At 44.8% G+C, this 17,056-nt stretch carries 11 protein-coding genes; 4 read left to right on the top strand and 7 right to left on the bottom strand.

Annotated features, from left to right (window positions below; all coding sequences use genetic code 11):
• Positions 1 to 42: 42 nt before the first annotated feature.
• The gene (gene ndhC, locus KA717_29025) at positions 43 to 405 is read right to left on the bottom strand and encodes a photosynthetic/respiratory NAD(P)H-quinone oxidoreductase subunit C (protein ID UXE59747.1); all 363 of its coding nucleotides are present in this window, start codon (positions 403 to 405) and stop codon (positions 43 to 45) included.
• Positions 406 to 700: 295 nt separating this feature from the next.
• On the bottom strand, positions 701 to 1,738 hold the full coding sequence (locus KA717_29020) for a septal ring lytic transglycosylase RlpA family protein (GenBank protein UXE59746.1): 1,038 nt from the start codon (positions 1,736 to 1,738) through the stop codon (positions 701 to 703).
• A 1,010-nt stretch (positions 1,739 to 2,748) separates the two neighbouring features.
• On the opposite strand from KA717_29020, the gene KA717_29015 reads away from it, so the two are divergent.
• The gene (locus tag KA717_29015) at positions 2,749 to 3,150 is read left to right on the top strand and encodes a DUF2214 family protein (GenBank protein ID UXE59745.1); all 402 of its coding nucleotides are present in this window, start codon (positions 2,749 to 2,751) and stop codon (positions 3,148 to 3,150) included.
• A 115-nt stretch (positions 3,151 to 3,265) separates the two neighbouring features.
• Here KA717_29015 and KA717_29010 read toward each other — a convergent pair whose 3' ends face one another.
• On the bottom strand, positions 3,266 to 4,555 hold the full coding sequence (locus tag KA717_29010) for an ABC transporter substrate-binding protein (protein UXE59744.1): 1,290 nt from the start codon (positions 4,553 to 4,555) through the stop codon (positions 3,266 to 3,268).
• Between KA717_29010 and KA717_29005 the strand changes: the two genes are divergently transcribed.
• Entirely contained in the window at positions 4,548 to 4,799 is a 252-nt protein-coding gene (locus tag KA717_29005) for a hypothetical protein (GenBank protein UXE59743.1), read from the top strand. The genes KA717_29010 and KA717_29005 overlap by 8 nt on opposite strands.
• Positions 4,800 to 5,035: 236 nt before the next feature.
• Here KA717_29005 and groL read toward each other — a convergent pair whose 3' ends face one another.
• Entirely contained in the window at positions 5,036 to 6,718 is a 1,683-nt protein-coding gene (groL, locus tag KA717_29000; protein ID UXE59742.1) for a chaperonin GroEL, read from the bottom strand.
• Positions 6,719 to 6,840: 122 nt separating this feature from the next.
• Positions 6,841 to 13,338, bottom strand: coding sequence for a hypothetical protein (locus KA717_28995; protein ID UXE59741.1), 6,498 nt, complete (start codon positions 13,336 to 13,338; stop codon positions 6,841 to 6,843).
• Between the two features lie 584 nt (positions 13,339 to 13,922).
• Here KA717_28995 and KA717_28990 point away from each other — a divergent pair.
• The gene (locus KA717_28990) at positions 13,923 to 14,075 is read left to right on the top strand and encodes a DUF2288 family protein (GenBank protein ID UXE59740.1); all 153 of its coding nucleotides are present in this window, start codon (positions 13,923 to 13,925) and stop codon (positions 14,073 to 14,075) included.
• Between the two features lie 98 nt (positions 14,076 to 14,173).
• Here the strand turns inward: KA717_28990 and KA717_28985 are convergent, their stop codons facing one another.
• On the bottom strand, positions 14,174 to 15,166 hold the full coding sequence (locus KA717_28985; protein ID UXE59739.1) for a PDDEXK nuclease domain-containing protein: 993 nt from the start codon (positions 15,164 to 15,166) through the stop codon (positions 14,174 to 14,176).
• A 367-nt stretch (positions 15,167 to 15,533) separates the two neighbouring features.
• Here KA717_28985 and KA717_28980 point away from each other — a divergent pair, with 367 nt between their 5' ends.
• Positions 15,534 to 15,824, top strand: coding sequence for a DUF2288 domain-containing protein (locus KA717_28980; protein UXE64807.1), 291 nt, complete (start codon positions 15,534 to 15,536; stop codon positions 15,822 to 15,824).
• A 12-nt stretch (positions 15,825 to 15,836) separates the two neighbouring features.
• Here the strand turns inward: KA717_28980 and KA717_28975 are convergent, their stop codons facing one another.
• Positions 15,837 to 17,009 (bottom strand): ATP-binding protein, encoded by a 1,173-nt coding sequence (locus KA717_28975; protein ID UXE59738.1) that lies wholly within the window; start codon positions 17,007 to 17,009, stop codon positions 15,837 to 15,839.
• Between the last annotated feature and the right edge of the window lie 47 nt (positions 17,010 to 17,056).

The raw sequence follows: 17,056 nt of genomic DNA, 5'->3' as shown, positions 1-17,056 counted from the left end.
ATAATCAAGATTCAAGATAAAGGTTAGCAGAAATTTTTTTGATTATGACCACTCTAAAGCTCCTTTGCGCCAAGCATAGACTAGGGCAACGACCAGAATTGCGATAAAGATGAGTGCTTCGATAAAAGCCAGTAATCCTAACTGGTTAAAGGCAACTGCCCAGGGATAGAGAAACACCGTTTCCACATCAAATACCACGAAGACCAGGGCAAACATATAGTAACGGATATTGAACTGAATCCAAGCTCCGCCAATGGGTTCCATCCCGGATTCGTAAGTCGTTCGTCGTTCGGGGCCGCCACCACGAGGTCTCAACAGTTTGGAGGCTGTTAGGGCCAGAATGGGCACTAAACTACAGACAAAGAGAAAGCCGAGCAGATATTCGTAACCATTAAGAACAAACACAGATTTACAGTTACTCCACTGAAGAAAACAAACTGAACCCCAAGACGGATTTAAAAAACGGGACAAATCTGATTGTCATTATAAAGCTTTTTGCTAGTTTGTTCCCTGAAACCCTTGAATCGACTGATGATTGAAGATTGAGAATGGTTAATCTTTAGGTTCTTCTATTCCGAAAAAAACGAAAAAATTCCCTTGAAAAAAAGGGGGATGACCGACAATCCGAAAACTAGGTACTCAAGAGCAGATAAGGCTCATTAGGACTCAAATTCTCACAAAATGACTAGGATTCAAAATCTTAACGACTAACAACCTCCAGCGCAACGGGAGCGGTCCCACGACTGTAAACCCCGATCGCCCTGGCAGCACTAGCCGACAGATCGATCACCCGTCCCCGAACAAAGGGGCCGCGGTCATTAATCCGAACCATGACAGAACGTCCGGTCACCAGGTTAGTGACCAATACCTGAGTCCCAAAGGGCAAACTTTTATGGGCTGCGGTAAGACTATTTTGGTTATATCGTTCTCCATTGGCAGTACGACGACCGTGAAAGCCAGGGCCATACCAGGAAGCAATGCCACTTTTAATTCGAGTTCTGAGGGGAGGGGTATTGTCAGGCAGGTTGTTCAACGTTTCGAGACTATTTCTCAAAGGGGCTGTTGCAAAATTTGTTAGAGGCGGTGCATCGCCCATCAATCGGCGTAACCGATTAGCTATTTGTAGCGCGTTTTTACCGGCTAGGCGGGTTGAGAAAGATATTCCAGGCTTGGCATCCGGCAAAACGGTATTTTGAGGATCGAGGCGAATCAAATCTTCGTTACTGACTTGGATTGAGTAAAGGCGTTGTTTTTTATCGTAGTCAACGATAATGCTTGCTGCATCAAAATTAGGATCTTGAGCTAACTGATTAAGGCGATCAAGGATCACTCTAGAACGTCCGATCACACTCTCTGGGGTCGTAATTGGCTGACTATTGGCGGAGGCTTTCAGTTCTTCAGATGTCCCTAGGAATGCCATAACCGGAATATTTCTAACTCGCAAGATCACGGCTAATCGACCGTCTTGCCAGGCATGGGACACAATATCAGCAATGGGAGCAGTCGAACTTTGTTGATTTTGAGGCGTGAGAATCCTTGGTGTGACAGTATTTTCAATGAACGTAGGAGCAGTGGACTGAATATTATTCTCTGGCCTAATTGTCGTTTCTTCGGGAGTGGTTTTTGTTTCCGGGCTAGAGGCCAAGGTTCCTTGAAGTCCATTAAATAGGAACAAGGTTGTTCCAACGGCTGTAGTCAGGGCTGCGGCGGCTAATCCACTCAAGATTGTTCTATTCATAAGCGATTGTGTTAGGTTTCCGTGGGCTTGTCCAGACAACCACCTGAATGATCGGAGCAATGGTTCTTGAGCTGATCAGATTAACTAATTGCTGAATCCAAAGCTGATCTAATGGTTGAATGTCCCACACGTAAGATTCACAAGTCCTTAAGTACAGAAAAGTACAAAAGAATGTTTTTGTATCAGATTGCTACAGATTAGCATGGGGTTTTGGCTGGGGATCACGATATTCCTAATCAAAACAAGCCAATTCAATCAGAATTTCAAAACATTATTGACTTTTGTTAGCGAAAATCTATATGATGATCTGTTTTTTGAAAATTCCACTAAATTTCCTTTAATACATTCTTCTTGCTTGTGAGTGTGTTTGAGCAAACCTTGTTTAGACTCAGTCCTTAGCGTGACACTTTAGGAACTGGCTAAAAATAGTCTCCTAAGTATAAATACGGAAAGGTCGTGTAGCGATCGCTCTTTTTGGAGAAGACTAAAGCTCTGAAATTGTAATCAATTAATCTTATTTTGATAAGAAAAAACAATATCCCGATCTACTGCCTCAAAAGCCAAATTTTTAGCCCTAGAGATTAGCAGGACTTATATCAAAAAGGCAAAATGTTTATATTTTTGTTATTTTTCACCCGTTAAACCGACTTAGTATTAGAAAAAACGTCCGATCACCTCAAAACGTACCATTAATTATTTTAAGAAAGTCGGAGCAAAGATGATCAGCTAGAACGTCTGCCAAACAATCATTTCACTTGATGCCTTTATGGCTATACAAGACAAGATGGTATATGATGCGTCACTCCTATAACCTTAAAGCGACTTCTGAAGGGAATGGCTATCATAGCTGTAAGTGTCGTGACAAGCAAAAATACTGAAGGAATTAGTTGCTGCCTAGTCATTTCTCTCTGAAGCTGATACAATCGATTGGCTATAAATTACCCTGAATACCCTAAATAACAATGATGTGGGAAAGTGCCGCTACAGCTTACGTACACTATCTCAGTTTTATGTTGGCATTTGGAGCCTTAGCCGTTGAAAGCCAAACCTTAAAGAAAGACATCAGCTTAGAAGATGCTTGGCGATTAGTGATTGCTGATACAATTTATGGCCTATCCGCTACCACCGTTTTGATTACGGGGATTTTGCGCGTCCTTTATTTTGGCAAAGGTCAAGATTATTACCTGAGTAGTCCTATCTTTTATACCAAAGTTGGTATTTTTGTGATTGTGGGCCTATTGTCTCTTTATCCGACCTTCTTGTTTATTAGTTGGATTAAGACCTTACGCGATCGCCAACCACCCAGCTTAGAATTATCCCAAGTACAGATACTCAGCTGGATGATTAGAGGTGAATTAATAGGATTGGTTCTAATTCCTTTGTTTGCCACCCTTTTAGCGCGGGGATTTTGAATGGTCATTCACCCTTAACTAACTATTCGTTAACCGACGATACTATGACAAAAGTAGAATGGGCCAACCTGATCGCTCTGACGACCCATCTACAATTGGGTAAATTACTATTGAGCTATTGGGGCATGACTTTATCAATGACCTTCAGTTTGCCGTCGGGTTCCACTGTCCACACGTCATAGCTACCGACCACATCACCATTGGCATCAATATCCACATTGCCACTAGCTCCTTGGTAATTAACAGGTTTACCAGCCTTCGCCAAAGCTAGGGCCTTGCAAGCATCGGTAACAGGTTCACCTTTCCCCGCCGATACTTCCCGAATCTTACTTTTAATCCCTTCTCCCGTATTGGACTTAGCGGCTTCGGCAGCCAACATCATTAAAACTGCTGCATCATAGGTATGGGGAACAAAAGCGGTCACATCTTTCCCTGTTTTTTCTTTCCAGATTTTCGTAAAATTATCTAGGGATTTACCATTGGCCCCTGGGACTGTTCCCAATGCACCAGCAATGATCGACTTGCCATCGGCTCCCTTACCAACTTTCTTCACAAAATCATCGGAATAAACCCCGTCTGTTAAGAGCAGAATAACGCCCTTGGTTAATCCCTGTTTATAGGCCGTTTGCAATAAAACGCTACCCGTATCGGCATAGAGGACAGCCGCCACAGCATTGGGTTTATTGGCAAAAGCTTGACCGGCCTCAGTGTCTAGGGTCGCGGCTTTGGGATCATAGCGAACGGGTTTATCTTTATCGACAATGGTTCCACCACTTTTAGCAACGGATTCCACAAAGACCTTTTCAAAACCGACTCCATAGTCATTGTTAATCACAACGGTTGCCACTCTTTTCAGCCCCTTTTTGGCGGCTAAGGAAGCTAAAGCTTGGGCTTGGTAGGTATCTGGGGGGGCTGTTCTAGCCCAATAACCCTGAAAATCACCTTTTTTCGCCTGGTCGGTAAAGACGGGACTGGTACTTCCAGGGGAGATTAACATCACCTTATTTTTAACAGCAATGGGAACTGCTGCGCTAGAAACGCTACTCGCAAAGGAACCAATGACCCCTGCGACCTTATCAGCTTCAGCTAGTTTGGTCATGGCGGCGGCTCCGGCGGTGGGATCGGTTTGATCGTCTTCAATCACTAAAGTGACTGGTTTGCCATTCACGCCCCCACAATCATTGATCGTATCGACAGCTAATTTTGCAGCGACCGGCATATTCTGGCCAATGGAAGATAAATCCCCGGTGGCTGGTAGTAAAGCCCCTAGTTTTAAACCCTCTTCCCCATTAGTTTGACTGGCTTGTTCCGTTGGACTTGTGGCGGTAGTCGGAGAAGGATTGGTGGTTTGATTGGTTTGCTCACCACAGGCTGTTAAAAAACTGAGACTGAGACTGGTGATCATTAAGCTTAAGGCGATCGGGGATTTTATTCGTCGTGAATGGACAAACTTACTCATGCGCTTCATTCCTGATTTCAATAATAACGGGACAGAATCTTCCACAAAACTATACTCTATCCTCCACTTTTTGCAAGTTATCAACCACTGGGCGATCCAGTTAGATGCGTTTGCCCTGCTGGGCGATCGCCTTTGTGACCGTACAACAAAATTAAAGACAAAGGATAAAAAGCATCCCTTGTCTTGGTGATTTAGAGCCCACATTCCGCAAACGCTACAGATAGCGCATAAATACAAATAAATGCTCTTTCTGTATGACGTTAATTTGTTCTGATGCACTATGAATAGAGTAGTTTAAATTAATTACTCTATAGGTGGCGGCAACCTGCGGAATGTCGGTTAGAGGATATTAGGGTTTGAGTCCGATGGACTGGATAACCTGGGTTGGGGATAGTCCGAGCGATCGCTGTTTAACGATCTATCAAACTACATCATGCCCATGCCACCCATGCCACCCATGCCGCCCATGCCACCCATACCGCCCATGCCGCCCATGCCGCCCATATCAGGCATCGCAGGAGCAGGAGCCGGTTTTTCGACTACCAGAGCTTCGGTAGTTAGTACCATGCCAGCGATCGAGGTTGCATTTTGTAGTGCTGAACGGACAACCTTGGCGGGATCGATAATTCCCGCATTGATCATGTCTTCAAAAATGCCAGTGACCGCGTTGTAGCCAATATTGGCATCACTTTCTTTGACTTTTTCGACCACCACAGAACCTTCTACCCCAGAATTATGGGCCAGTTGGAAGAGAGGAGCTTCTAACGCTTTGGCAATAATATCCGCCGCCACTTTTTCTTCATCGTTGCTTAAAGTTGCTTTAAAGGCGGGAATCTTGGAAGCCAGATAAATGAGGGTTGTACCACCACCAGGCACAATCCCTTCCTCAACAGCCGCTTTGGTCGCATTGAGTGCGTCTTCGATCCGTAATTTGCGATCCTTGAGTTCAGTTTCAGTGGCCGCACCGACTTTAATCACCGCGACACCCCCTGCCAATTTAGCAATGCGCTCTTGGATTTTTTCGGAGTCGTAATCAGAATCGGTAAGGGCTAATTCTTTTTTCAGTTGCGCTAGACGTTTTTGTACCGCCGCAGAAGCTCGTTTATCGGCACCCGCAACAATGATGGTGTTATCTTTTTCGATGGTCACTTTCACGGCTTGGCCCAGTTGATCCAAAGTGACGCTATCTAAGGTTAGACCCACTTCTTCTGAGATTAAACTGCCGCCGGTAATAATGGCGATGTCCTGTAACACGGCTTTACGACGATCGCCGAAGGCGGGAGCTTTAATGGCAGCAATGTTGAGAACCCCTCTGGCTTTGTTCACGACCAGGGTTGCTAAGGCTTCGCCGTCAATGTCTTCGGCAATAATTAATAGAGGACGACCGGAGCGTGCCACACTTTCCAATACGGGAATTAATTCGGCGATCGCACTAATTTTTTTATCAGTAATTAAAATGAGCGGATTCTCAAATTCAACGATTTGCCGTTCACTATTGGTGATGAAGTAAGGAGAAATATAACCGCGATCAATTTGCATCCCTTCAACCACTTCTAGCTCGGTGCTGAGGGATTTGGATTCTTCAACGGTAATGACTCCATCCTTGGTCACTTTATCCATTGCATCGGCAATCATGCGACCCACTTCCGCATCATTTCCAGAGGAAACGGTGGCCACCTGAGCGATCGCATCTCCTTCAATCGGTTTAGCCAGAGCCTTGATTTCCTCCACCAGGAAGGTTGTCATCTTTTCTAAACCCCGACGTAGAGCAACTGGATTCGCTCCTGCGGTTACATTCCGTAAACCTTCTTTGACTAAAGCCTGGGCCAAGATTGTAGCAGTGGTAGTACCATCACCGGCAATTTCCTTGGTTTTAGAGGCAACTTCATGGATTAAACGTGCCCCCGTATTTTGCTGGGGATCAGACAATTCAATTTCTTTAGCAACGGTGATACCATCATTGACGATCTGAGGCGCGCCATATTGCTTTTCGAGTAGTACGTTACGCCCTTTAGGGCCAAGGGTAATCCGCACTGCATTGGCAAGCGTATTAATACCTTCTTCTAATGCCCGTCTGGACTCATCTTTAAACGAGATAATCTTTGCCATAGTCCTTAAAATGGGATGGGTTTTGCGAGTTTGTAATCACTCCAATTGCACTTTAGCACTCTTGGTGTGTGAGTGCTAAGACAATCAAGGTACGGTTTTCCAGTCCAAGTTGAGTAACCGGACTAAGCCGCTAGAGAAAAATCTCCACTGCTTAAGGTCGGAATCCCGAACAAGACAGCAAACTCGGCTCCCGTTCCCAGCCCACTGGCATTACCATTTTGGTTGTAGAAAAGACTACCGCTATTGCTGCTATAGACGATAAACGCGCTACTGCCCCCCGCTAAAGCATCATCATCTACAATGGCAAACTCTGTGCCTTGGCTAAAACCATTGCCGATCGCACTAGTAAGGGCTGTAAAAGTCGCTTTACTCAGAACCAACTTATCAGCAGTGGTCGTAAAGTCTAGCAAGGTATCCAATCCTAGATCAGTATTGAGGAAAGCTTTACCTGTGCTATAGACAAAACTGTCATTGCCCGCACCGCCACCGAGGAGATCATCTCCGGCCCCTCCGACCAAAGAATCTGCGCCACCGCCACCACTCAACGAATCTGCACCACCATTACCATAGAGTGCATTACTAAGATTATTTCCCGTCAGGCGATCGCTGCCATTACCACCGTAAACATTTTCAATCCCATCAATCGCCGATAATTTCAAGGTTAGATTGCTGGTTACAACCGTTTGATTGGTCGTGACACCCAGGTTAAGTCGAATGGGGCCATTGGTTCCCGTAAAGTCTAGGGTATCTGTTCCCCCGGTAGCCGTTTCGTTAATCGTATCTATTCCTAAAAGACTATTAGCAACAAAAGCATAGGTATCATTGCCATCTAGACCCGCAAGAATATTATTGGCACTATTGCCAGTCAGCACGTTAGCCCCGGCGTTCCCTGTCCCGTCAGCAACAGCAGTACCTGTTAAAGTTAAATTTTCAACATTAGCCGGTAAAGTCGTCGTAACAGAAGCCGTCAAGGTATCGGTGATGGTGGTGGTAACAGTGCTAGTTCCAAGGGTAGCGTTAGTCGGACTGGTCAGGCTTAAGGTAAAGGTTTCATTGGTTTCATTCAGGGAATCATTGAGGATGGGAATATTGATAACTTGACTCGTCACCCCCGCATTAAAGGTCAAGGTTCCCGATGTGCTGGTATAGTCTGAGCCAGCCAGGGCTGTTCCATTGGCAGTGGCATAGTTCACCGTAATAGCCTGACTACTCGCATTAGCTAACGTCACCGTATAACTAACGGTTTGGGGACTGGTAAAACCTTCGACTACCGTTTGACTGGCACTGAGATTGATAATTGGTTGACTGTCATTATCGGTAATACTTACTGTTCCCGTTTTTGCAGTGCCCAGGGTGTAACCTGTTCCTGTCGCTAGGGTTAAAATGACCGTTTCAGGGGTACTGGTCTCAAAAATAGTGTCATCCAGGGGATTAACATTGACAGTAGCAGTACTAGCATTAGCGGCAAAAGTTACCGTTCCAGCCAAGCTAGTATAATCACTGTCATTGATCGCCGTACCACTGAGAGTATAATTTACCGTTAAAGCACTAATCGTATTGCCGGTGCGAGCGAAGGTAAAGGTACCTGGATTAGGCGTAACCCCTGTAGCGGTTTCGGCTGCACTAGCATCTGTCGCACTAACCGTAATCTCGGCTGAGCCGGCTGTATCATTGTCGTCAATATTAACGGTTGCACTAGCCGTTGTGCCGAGGGTGTAACCCGTTCCTGTTCCCAGGTTTAAAATAACGGTTTCCGTTCCTTCAAAGCTACTATCATCAATGGGACTAACACTAACTAAAGCAGTATTGCTACCGGCTGCAAAAGTAGCTGTCAGGGGAATTGTGGTGTAATCGGTTCCATTGGTAGCCGTTCCCGCTAAGGTATAGTTCACTGTCAAGGCACTGGCTAGATTTCCTAATCGCGTTAGGGTAAACGTGCCTAGATTGGGAGTAACGCCTGTAGCGGTTTCGACTGCACTAGCATCGGTAGCGGCAACGGTAATAACTGGGGTTTCATTATCAGCAATATTGACTGTCGCGCTGGTGGTCGTCCCTAAGCTGTAACCTGTTCCTGTTGCAAGAGTAAGAACTACATTTTCCGTCGCTTCGGCAAGAGTGTCATCTGTCGGTGTGACTGTTACAACAGCCGTACTTGCACCTGCCAAAAATGTCGCAGTCAGAGGAATATTGGTGTAATCCGTTCCATTGGTTGCACTACCCGTTACGGTATAGTTCACTGTCAAGGCACTGGCTAGGTTGCCAAGGCGGGTTAGGGTAAAAGTGCCTGGATTGGGAGTAACCCCTGTGGCGGTTTCGGCTGCACTAGCATCTGTAGCAGCAACGGTAATTAAGGGAATTTCATTGTCGGCAATATTGACTGTTGCGCTGGTTGTCGTCCCTAAGCTGTAACCTGTTCCTGTTGCGAGAGTAAGAACTACATTTTCCGTCGCTTCTGCGAGGCTGTCATCTGTTGGGTTCACTGTGACCAGGACAGTACTGGCTCCGGCGGCAAAAGTAGCTGTTAAAGGAATGGTTGTATAATCCGTTCCATTGGTTGCACTACCCGTTACGGTATAGTTCACTGTCAAGGCACTGGCTAGGTTGCCAAGGCGCGTTAGGGTAAAAGTCCCTGGATTGGGAGTAACGCCTGTAGCGGTTTCTGCTGCACTGGCATCGGTAGCGGCAATGGTAACGACAGGAGTTTCATTATCGGCAATATTGACGGTGGCATTGATCGCCGTCCCTAAGCTGTAACCTGTTCCTGTTGCGAGAGTAAGAACTACATTTTCCGTCGCTTCAGCGAGAGCATCATCTGTCGGTGTCACTGTGACCAGAGCAGTACTGGCTCCGGCGACAAAATTGGCTGTTAGGGGGAGATTGGTGTAATCCGTTCCATTGGTTGCAGTTCCGGCCAGGGTGTAATTGACGGTAATAGCTTGGCTTAAATCCCCTGTCCGAGTGAGGGTAAATGTCCCTGGATTGGGAGTAACTCCTGTGGCGGTTTCGGCTGCACTAGCATCTGTAGCGGCAACAGTAATGACGGCTGGGATACTGGTAGTTGCTACCTGTAGGGTGTAGTTGGTGTTATTGCCAGCCGCAGGTCGGAAGACTTTGACGAAATAGGTTCCTGCATCTACTGCCCAACTAACCACTTCATCGGCGGTTCCTGTCTGGGTTCCCTGGGTAAGGGTACGACCCAAACCGTCCACTAACCAAATATCGGCATTAGCGGTCAAGTTAGTTAATTTAAGTTGTACTGTGTCAGCCGCAGAGACATTGAAGCGATAGAAGTCAAATAAGTCGCTATCTCCAACCGCATCGGTGAAGGATTTGGTATTGCCAAAACTAACGGCTCCGAGATCAGGAACTTTATCCACAACTTCGAGGATCAGGTTATTGCCCGTAGAAGTGGGAGCTAAGGCAAGAGAGGTACTGAGGTCAATGCCTTGAACGGTATTAAAGGTTTTAGCGGTGGCTGTACCGTAGGTTAAAACGGTATATTTTGTGCCAATTGTGGGAGTGTAGCCTGTGCCTAATGATACTTTCAGGGTTCCGCCAAAAGTGCCTTCTCCTGTGACATTGAATTTGTCAAAACTTGACGCGCTGGCTAGGTCGAAGTTGAGCAGCCCTGTACCGCTTTGGCTATAGTTTCCATCAATAACTAGAGTGCCAACGGTATTCCCTGGGTTAACTTGACCACCAGTGTTATTAACATTTCCTGTAATGGTTCCTGCGCCTGTAAGAACTCCGCCCTTGAGATCGAAAGAGCTAGAGGCAAGATTGCCACCATTTAAGCGAGTCGTTCCTGCCGTTTGGGTATAACCCCCAGCTAGGTTTAATTTGCCTTTCTTGATTTCTACTGTGCCTGTATTGTTGAAAGCAACATCGAAATAAGAATAATCACTACCATTAGTTGCTCCATTAGATTTAGTAAAGGTTCCGGCATTATTGAAGCTAGGAGTACCTGAAGCAAGGTAAAAATCACCATCACCTTGTAAATCAATCGTGCCTGTGCTGGTATTGTTCCAAATCGCGCCATTGTAACCGTAAAGATAACCTGCTCCTGTCCAGATAGTTGCACCATTGGTTTCTAAGGTTGTTCCATCTAAGTATCGAGAACCACTGAGATTTAAAGCTCCACTAACTATCTTTTTTCCTGTTCCACTGATAGTCCCACCACTCCAAGTTAGTTGATTAGAGAGGGTTAAATCACCTGTTCCCGTGAGAGTTCCATCAGTTAATGTCACTGCTCCTGAAAAAGTAGATGCTGCTGCTATTTTTACTGTACTGCCTCCCATAATTGCCAAGGAGCCTGACCAAGTAGAAGCACCGCCAATATCTAGCGTTCCAGAATTAACTGAAATAGCGGCTGTGCTGTTGAAACCCGAACTCGATTTAAGGGCCGCACTCTCTACTACCAAATTACCAACTCCAGTAAGACTACTGCCTGTATTAAAGTTATAGTCAACACCAGATATTTTTAAAGTTGCGCCAGTATCAATACTGAAAGTTTTAGTATTTGCACCACCACCTGCTAAAGTTAGGGTTCCTTTCTTAACATTAACTGTGCCTGTATTGTTGAAAGCAACATCGAAATAAGAATAATCACTACCATTAGTTGCTCCATTAGATTTAGTGAAGGTTCCGGCATTATTGAAGCTAGGAGTACCTGAAGCAAGGTAAAAATCGCCATCACCTTGTAAATCAATCGTGCCTGTGCTGGTATTGTTCCAAATCGCGCCATTGTAACCGTAAAGATAACCTGCTCCTGTCCAGATAGTTGCACCATTGGTTTCTAAGGTTGTTCCATCTAAGTATCGAGAACCACTGAGATTTAAAGCTCCACTAACTATCTTTTTTCCTGTTCCACTGATAGTCCCACCACTCCAAGTTAGTTGATTAGAGAGGGTTAAATCACCTGTTCCCGTGAGAGTCCCATCAGTTAATGTCACTGCTCCTGAAAAAGTAGATGCTGCTGCTATTTTTACTGTACTGCCTCCCATAATTGCCAAGGAGCCTGACCAAGTAGAAGCACCGCCAATATCTAGCGTTCCAGAATTAACTGAAATAGCGGCTGTGCTGTTGAAACCCGAACTCGATTTAAGGGCCGCACTCTCTACTACCAAATTACCAACTCCAGTAAGACTACTGCCTGTATTAAAGTTATAGTCAACACCAGATATTTTTAAAGTTGCGCCAGTATCAATACTGAAAGTTTTAGTATTTGCACCACCACCTGCTAAAGTTAGGGTTCCTTTCTTAACATTAACTGTGCCTGTATTGTTGAAAGCAACATCGAAATAAGAATAATCACTACCATTAGTTGCTCCATTAGATTTAGTAAAGGTTCCGGCATTATTGAAGCTAGGAGTACCTGAAGCAAGGTAAAAATCGCCATCACCTTGTAAATCAATCGTGCCTGTGCTGGTATTGTTCCAAATCGCGCCATTGTAACCGTAAAGATAACCTGCTCCTGTCCAGATAGTTGCACCATTGGTTTCTAAGGTTGTTCCATCTAAGTATCGAGAACCACTGAGATTTAAAGCTCCACTAACTATCTTTTTTCCTGTTCCACTGATAGTCCCACCACTCCAAGTTAGTTGATTAGAGAGGGTTAAATCACCTGTTCCCGTGAGAGTCCCATCAGTTAATGTCACTGCTCCTGAAAAAGTAGATGCTGCTGCTATTTTTACTGTACTGCCTCCCATAATTGCCAAGGAGCCTGACCAAGTAGAAGCACCGCCAATATCTAGCGTTCCAGAATTAACTGAAATAGCGGCTGTGCTATTGAAACCTGAACTCGATTTAAGGGCCGCACTCTCTACTACCAAATTACCAACTCCAGTAAGACTACTGCCTGTATTAAAGTTATAGTCAACACCAGATATTTTTAAAGTTGCGCCAGTATCAATACTGAAAGTTTTAGTATTTGCACCACCACCTGCTAAAGTTAGGGTTCCTTTCTTAACATTAACTGTGCCTGTATTGTTGAAAGCAACATCGAAATAAGAATAATCACTACCATTAGTTGCTCCATTAGATTTAGTGAAGGTTCCGGCATTATTGAAGCTAGGAGTACCTGAAGCAAGGTAAAAATCGCCATCACCTTGTAAATCAATCGTGCCTGTGCTGGTATTGTTCCAAATCGCGCCATTGTAACCGTAAAGATAACCTGCTCCTGTCCAAATGGTTGCACCATTGGTTTCTAAGGTTGTTCCATCTAAGTATCGAGAACCACTGAGATTTAAGGCTCCACTAATTGTCTTTTTCCCTGTTCCACTGATAGTCCCGCTACTCCAATTTAACTTCCCTGTCCCCGAAACTGTTAAAGCTCCCGTTCCCGTAATAGTGCCACCACTTAACGCTAAAACCCCATTATTCCCAACCGTACTGGCCCCATTCAACGTTAAGGTATTACTCGCGATGGCTAACGTTTGCGTTCCACTGGCTGTCCCTCCCAAGGTTAAGCCACCCAATACTTGATCAATATCGAGGGTGACAGTATAAACCCCAGCCAAATTGATCAAAGCAATATCTACTGAGGTCGGTAAACTGGGGTTCCAATTGGTTGAAACACTCCAACTACCATCAACCGCCGTTTTCCAAGATTTATTAGCCATAGCCTTACTAACCTCGATTTGGGAGAGATAAAGAAAAACAATTATAAACTAGTATAAAAGCTTTTAAGCACAATTTCATGCTATAGGATTAAGTATCTGGTTGCAATTAAATTAAAGATAAATTTTGCGATCAATTCCCCCTGCCTCTTGGTAAGCTACCCATTACGCAGAAGTCCCTGCAACCTTTGCTGAGTTTAGATCCCCCCCAGCCCCCCTTGATAAGTAGGGCTGATTCATTCTCTGGTTTGATTCCTTTTTTGTCTCTCTTCAATCGCTTATGGGGTAAGCAAAGTAAGGTATTTTTAAAAATTTTCAGATATTTATTCTGAGAAATCGCCTTAAAACCTTGCCAGATAAGGATTTGATTGATTGAGATTTGTTAGAATGAATCAGCCCTACCCCTTGATAAGGGGGGAGAAGATGAAAAGCTTGCTATGTAAGGCTTTGAGTTTTTAGATTAGGAGATTTGCCCCCCCGCCCCCCAATTTTTTGGGGAGATCGGTATCTTTCGAGGTTCAAAGTCTCCCAGAAGTGGATGAAGCAACGCCGTTTTTCGGTAAAATTCAAGATTTCTGGTCTTAACCATGTCAGATATCCAAACACAACTAGCAAAAGAATTAGCTCCAATGGATTGGGAAACCCTCATTCCCCATGCCAAACGTGATGCCGTGATCGTGGTTGATGGGGCACTCGATCTACTCGAAGTGGGAGTGGCCATAGATCAGCTTGACTTTTAAAGATCACTTTTGAGAAGTCGGCTCCAACGCAGTGTTAGACCTTACCTCACGCAAACAAAGATTGAGAGCGAAATATTTTTGCATTTTAGTCAGCATTATTATTCCTTTTTGTTCGCGAGTAATTCATAGAATTCATTCAGTTTTCTTCGCAGAAGTTCTTTCGGGATGAGTTTAATTTCGTATTCTGCAACAACCGTAGGACTGATGGATCGACTGAGAGCATATTCGACAACTTCATCGTCTTTGTCACGGCAAAGCAGAACACCAATACTGGGGTTTTCATGAATTTTTTTGATGTCGCGATCAAGGGCTTCGAGGTAGAACTCAAGTTGTCCAAGGTATTCAGGTCGAAATTTATCGATTTTTAGTTCAAAAGCAACGAGGCTTTGAAGTTCACGATGATAGAAAAGTAGATCGATGAAAAAGTCGCTATTGCCAACTTGTAGTCGATATTCTTCTCCAAGAAAAGTGAAGTCTCGACCAAGTTCTAGGATAAACTCTTTGAGATAAGCGACAAGAGATGCTTTTAGCTCATTCTCAGAGTGATTAGATGGCAGGTTGAGAAAATCGAGGACGTAACTATCTCGAAAGATTCCAGCGAGTGGTTTAGGGTGGGCAATTTGCAAAAGTTTAGCATCGGCGAGACGGGTACGCTCAAAAATACCACTATTGATTTGGCGATCAAGTTCACGGGTGCTGTAACATTCGGTAGCAGCGAGTTCAAGATAAAAAAGTCGCTCGGATTCAGTCTTGCAGCGTGAAATGAGGATAGAATGATGAGTCCAGCTTAATTGTGTCAGCAGTGACGACACAATTTCTGGATTTGGATAGGTTTCATAAAATTGGCGCATTCTGTAGAGATTACGCTTTGCAAATCCTTTGAGACTGGGTTCTTGAGTTTGGATAAAGGTTGCAAGTTGCTCGATCGCTTTTTGTCCCCATTCGCTATTGGCTAAACGATCGCTGATGTATTTACCGACGCTCCAGTATAGTTTGATCAGTTCTTGGTTTGCAGTAGCGATGACCTTTTGCTGGGCAGTTTTTATGAGGGTGAGGACTTCAATAAATTGAGGCTGCAAAGGTTCTGTCATTGAGTTCTTTTACTGGTAATTTTAATAGTAAGTAGGTAGGTCTTAAAATCTATAAGATCCCCCCGTTCTACGGACACCTACCTTATCAAGGGGGGTAGGGGGGATCAGGCCCAAAGTCTATGTTCAATTTAATTGAAACCAGTTACTTAGTAATTTAATTTTAAACAGTTGTCATATTCCACCTGTAAATAATTCGTTGATAGTCCTATCCTGGGTCACGATACAGTAAGACTTCCGCCATTGCATTAGAAATAATCAGCGAAAAATTTACAGCAAGGAATTGTTTAAGTCGCAGTAGCGTTAAAGAAGTATTATGGCTTTTCATGTCAAGTTTTTAAGTAAAATTCAAGATTTCTGGTCTTTAACCATGTCAGATATCCAAACACAACTAGCAACAGAATTAGCCCCGATGGATTGGGAAACCCTCATTCCCCATGCCAAACGTGATGCCGTGATCGTGGTTGATGGGGCACTCGATCTACTCGAAGTGGGAGTGGCGATCGCCGAAGACAATGTACAGTCGGTTCAAAACTGGATCAGTGAACTGCTGATTCATAAACCCTCCCCTGACGAACTCAATACTTGGAACGGAGAACCCGAAAAACAATTTCTGACCCTGATTGTTCAACCCTTTGTGCTAGTGAGAGCGATCGCTTGAATAAGACAAATTTCAAGACAATCGTTGTTTGAGCCAAAAAGCAAATAGCGGCATTGCCACCCGATAGCCCAGTTTGGGGCCATGAATTAACCCCTTTTGTTCCAATCCTGACAGTGCCCCCTGAAGACCCCCGCCCTTGGAAAGTTGATGAATTCGTACATAATCCTTGGCATGGGGGCTATCCGTCGGATCAATGGCTAAACTTTCGAGAACCCGCGCTTGAATCGGTGGCAAGAGTAACAGCAAGGACTCAAAGGTGAGGGAACGATCTTCAATCAGTGCCAGCATACTGTGACGAACATGATGGATCTGAATGGTGTGGGCGGGATGTAGTCCATTTTGACTATAAGAGGCTAAATTTTGATAACCTTCCAGCACTCCCACCTGATATTCCAAAACAATCCGACGGGCTAGGGCGATCGCATCCCCTAAGTGGCCCTGCATATAATCTAAAAACAATTCCAACGCGGCTTGATCAAACTGAAGACTTTTAGCTGCCATAACGGATTGGCTCCAATCTTGAAGTTCCAAACGGGGCACAGGAGCCAGGGTCATGACCTGCAAATGACTGTCATCGGCCCAGGGTTCGGGGATAGTGGCAATAATCACATAGTTAATTCGACTTTGCCGTTTAACCTCCTGGCGAAGATAGGCTTCCCATTCTCCTGAGCGATCCCAGGAACGAATATGAGGAAAATTCTGAAAAACAAACACCACTCGACAGTCCAAAAGTTCTGCCATCACCTGGGGCAAGGTTAAGAGAGACTGAAAAATGCCCCATTCTTCCTTCATACCCGCTTTCCAGACCAAACTAGAACGATGAATCGGGATTTTCTCTAGTTTGAGGGGATGTTCCTTTGTCCATTGTTCAATTAGGTTCAGTTCCTGGGACGTAACAAAAACCCCTAATAATCCTTCTGCTAACAAAGTCAAAAAGCGGGAAGAAGTCGTAGCGCGTAAACAGTCAATATTGATTACCCTGGCTCCTACCTGTTGGGCTGCCCACTGAATCAGCGATCGCCGTCCACTGCCCGATACTCCCGCCACCATCAGATCGCCATCTTCGTCCAGAATTTGACTAACTGTTTGAATTTCTGCTTTTCTGACAAGGTAGGGAGGCAAAGCAAGCGCATTAACAAGCATAGCGGTGAGAAGAATAAAACCAGACAAAACAGAAGAACTCATTAAAGCAGAGATTGGCCCTATACAACAAGATGCCCTCGCCTGCTCCC

The sequence above is a fragment of the Woronichinia naegeliana WA131 genome (assembly GCA_025370055.1).
Lineage (GTDB): Bacteria > Cyanobacteriota > Cyanobacteriia > Cyanobacteriales > Microcystaceae > Woronichinia > Woronichinia naegeliana.
Note: the sequence above shows the minus strand (reverse complement) of the source record. Positions and strands in the feature narration are given on the sequence as shown.

What these genes read in the sequence shown, in the direction of transcription:
- KA717_29020 (UXE59746.1), bottom strand. Translation starts at nt 1,738, where the DNA reads ATGAATAGAACAATCTTGAGTGGATTAGCCGCCGCAGCCCTGACTACA.
- KA717_29015 (UXE59745.1), top strand. Translation starts at nt 2,749, where the DNA reads ATGTTGGCATTTGGAGCCTTAGCCGTTGAAAGCCAAACCTTAAAGAAA.
- KA717_29010 (UXE59744.1), bottom strand. Translation starts at nt 4,555, where the DNA reads ATGATCACCAGTCTCAGTCTCAGTTTTTTAACAGCCTGTGGTGAGCAA.
- groL (UXE59742.1), bottom strand. Translation starts at nt 6,718, where the DNA reads ATGGCAAAGATTATCTCGTTTAAAGATGAGTCCAGACGGGCATTAGAA.
- KA717_28995 (UXE59741.1), bottom strand. Translation starts at nt 13,338, where the DNA reads ATGGCTAATAAATCTTGGAAAACGGCGGTTGATGGTAGTTGGAGTGTT.
- KA717_28990 (UXE59740.1), top strand. Translation starts at nt 13,923, where the DNA reads ATGTCAGATATCCAAACACAACTAGCAAAAGAATTAGCTCCAATGGAT.
- KA717_28985 (UXE59739.1), bottom strand. Translation starts at nt 15,166, where the DNA reads ATGACAGAACCTTTGCAGCCTCAATTTATTGAAGTCCTCACCCTCATA.
- KA717_28980 (UXE64807.1), top strand. Translation starts at nt 15,534, where the DNA reads ATGTCAGATATCCAAACACAACTAGCAACAGAATTAGCCCCGATGGAT.
- KA717_28975 (UXE59738.1), bottom strand. Translation starts at nt 17,009, where the DNA reads ATGAGTTCTTCTGTTTTGTCTGGTTTTATTCTTCTCACCGCTATGCTT.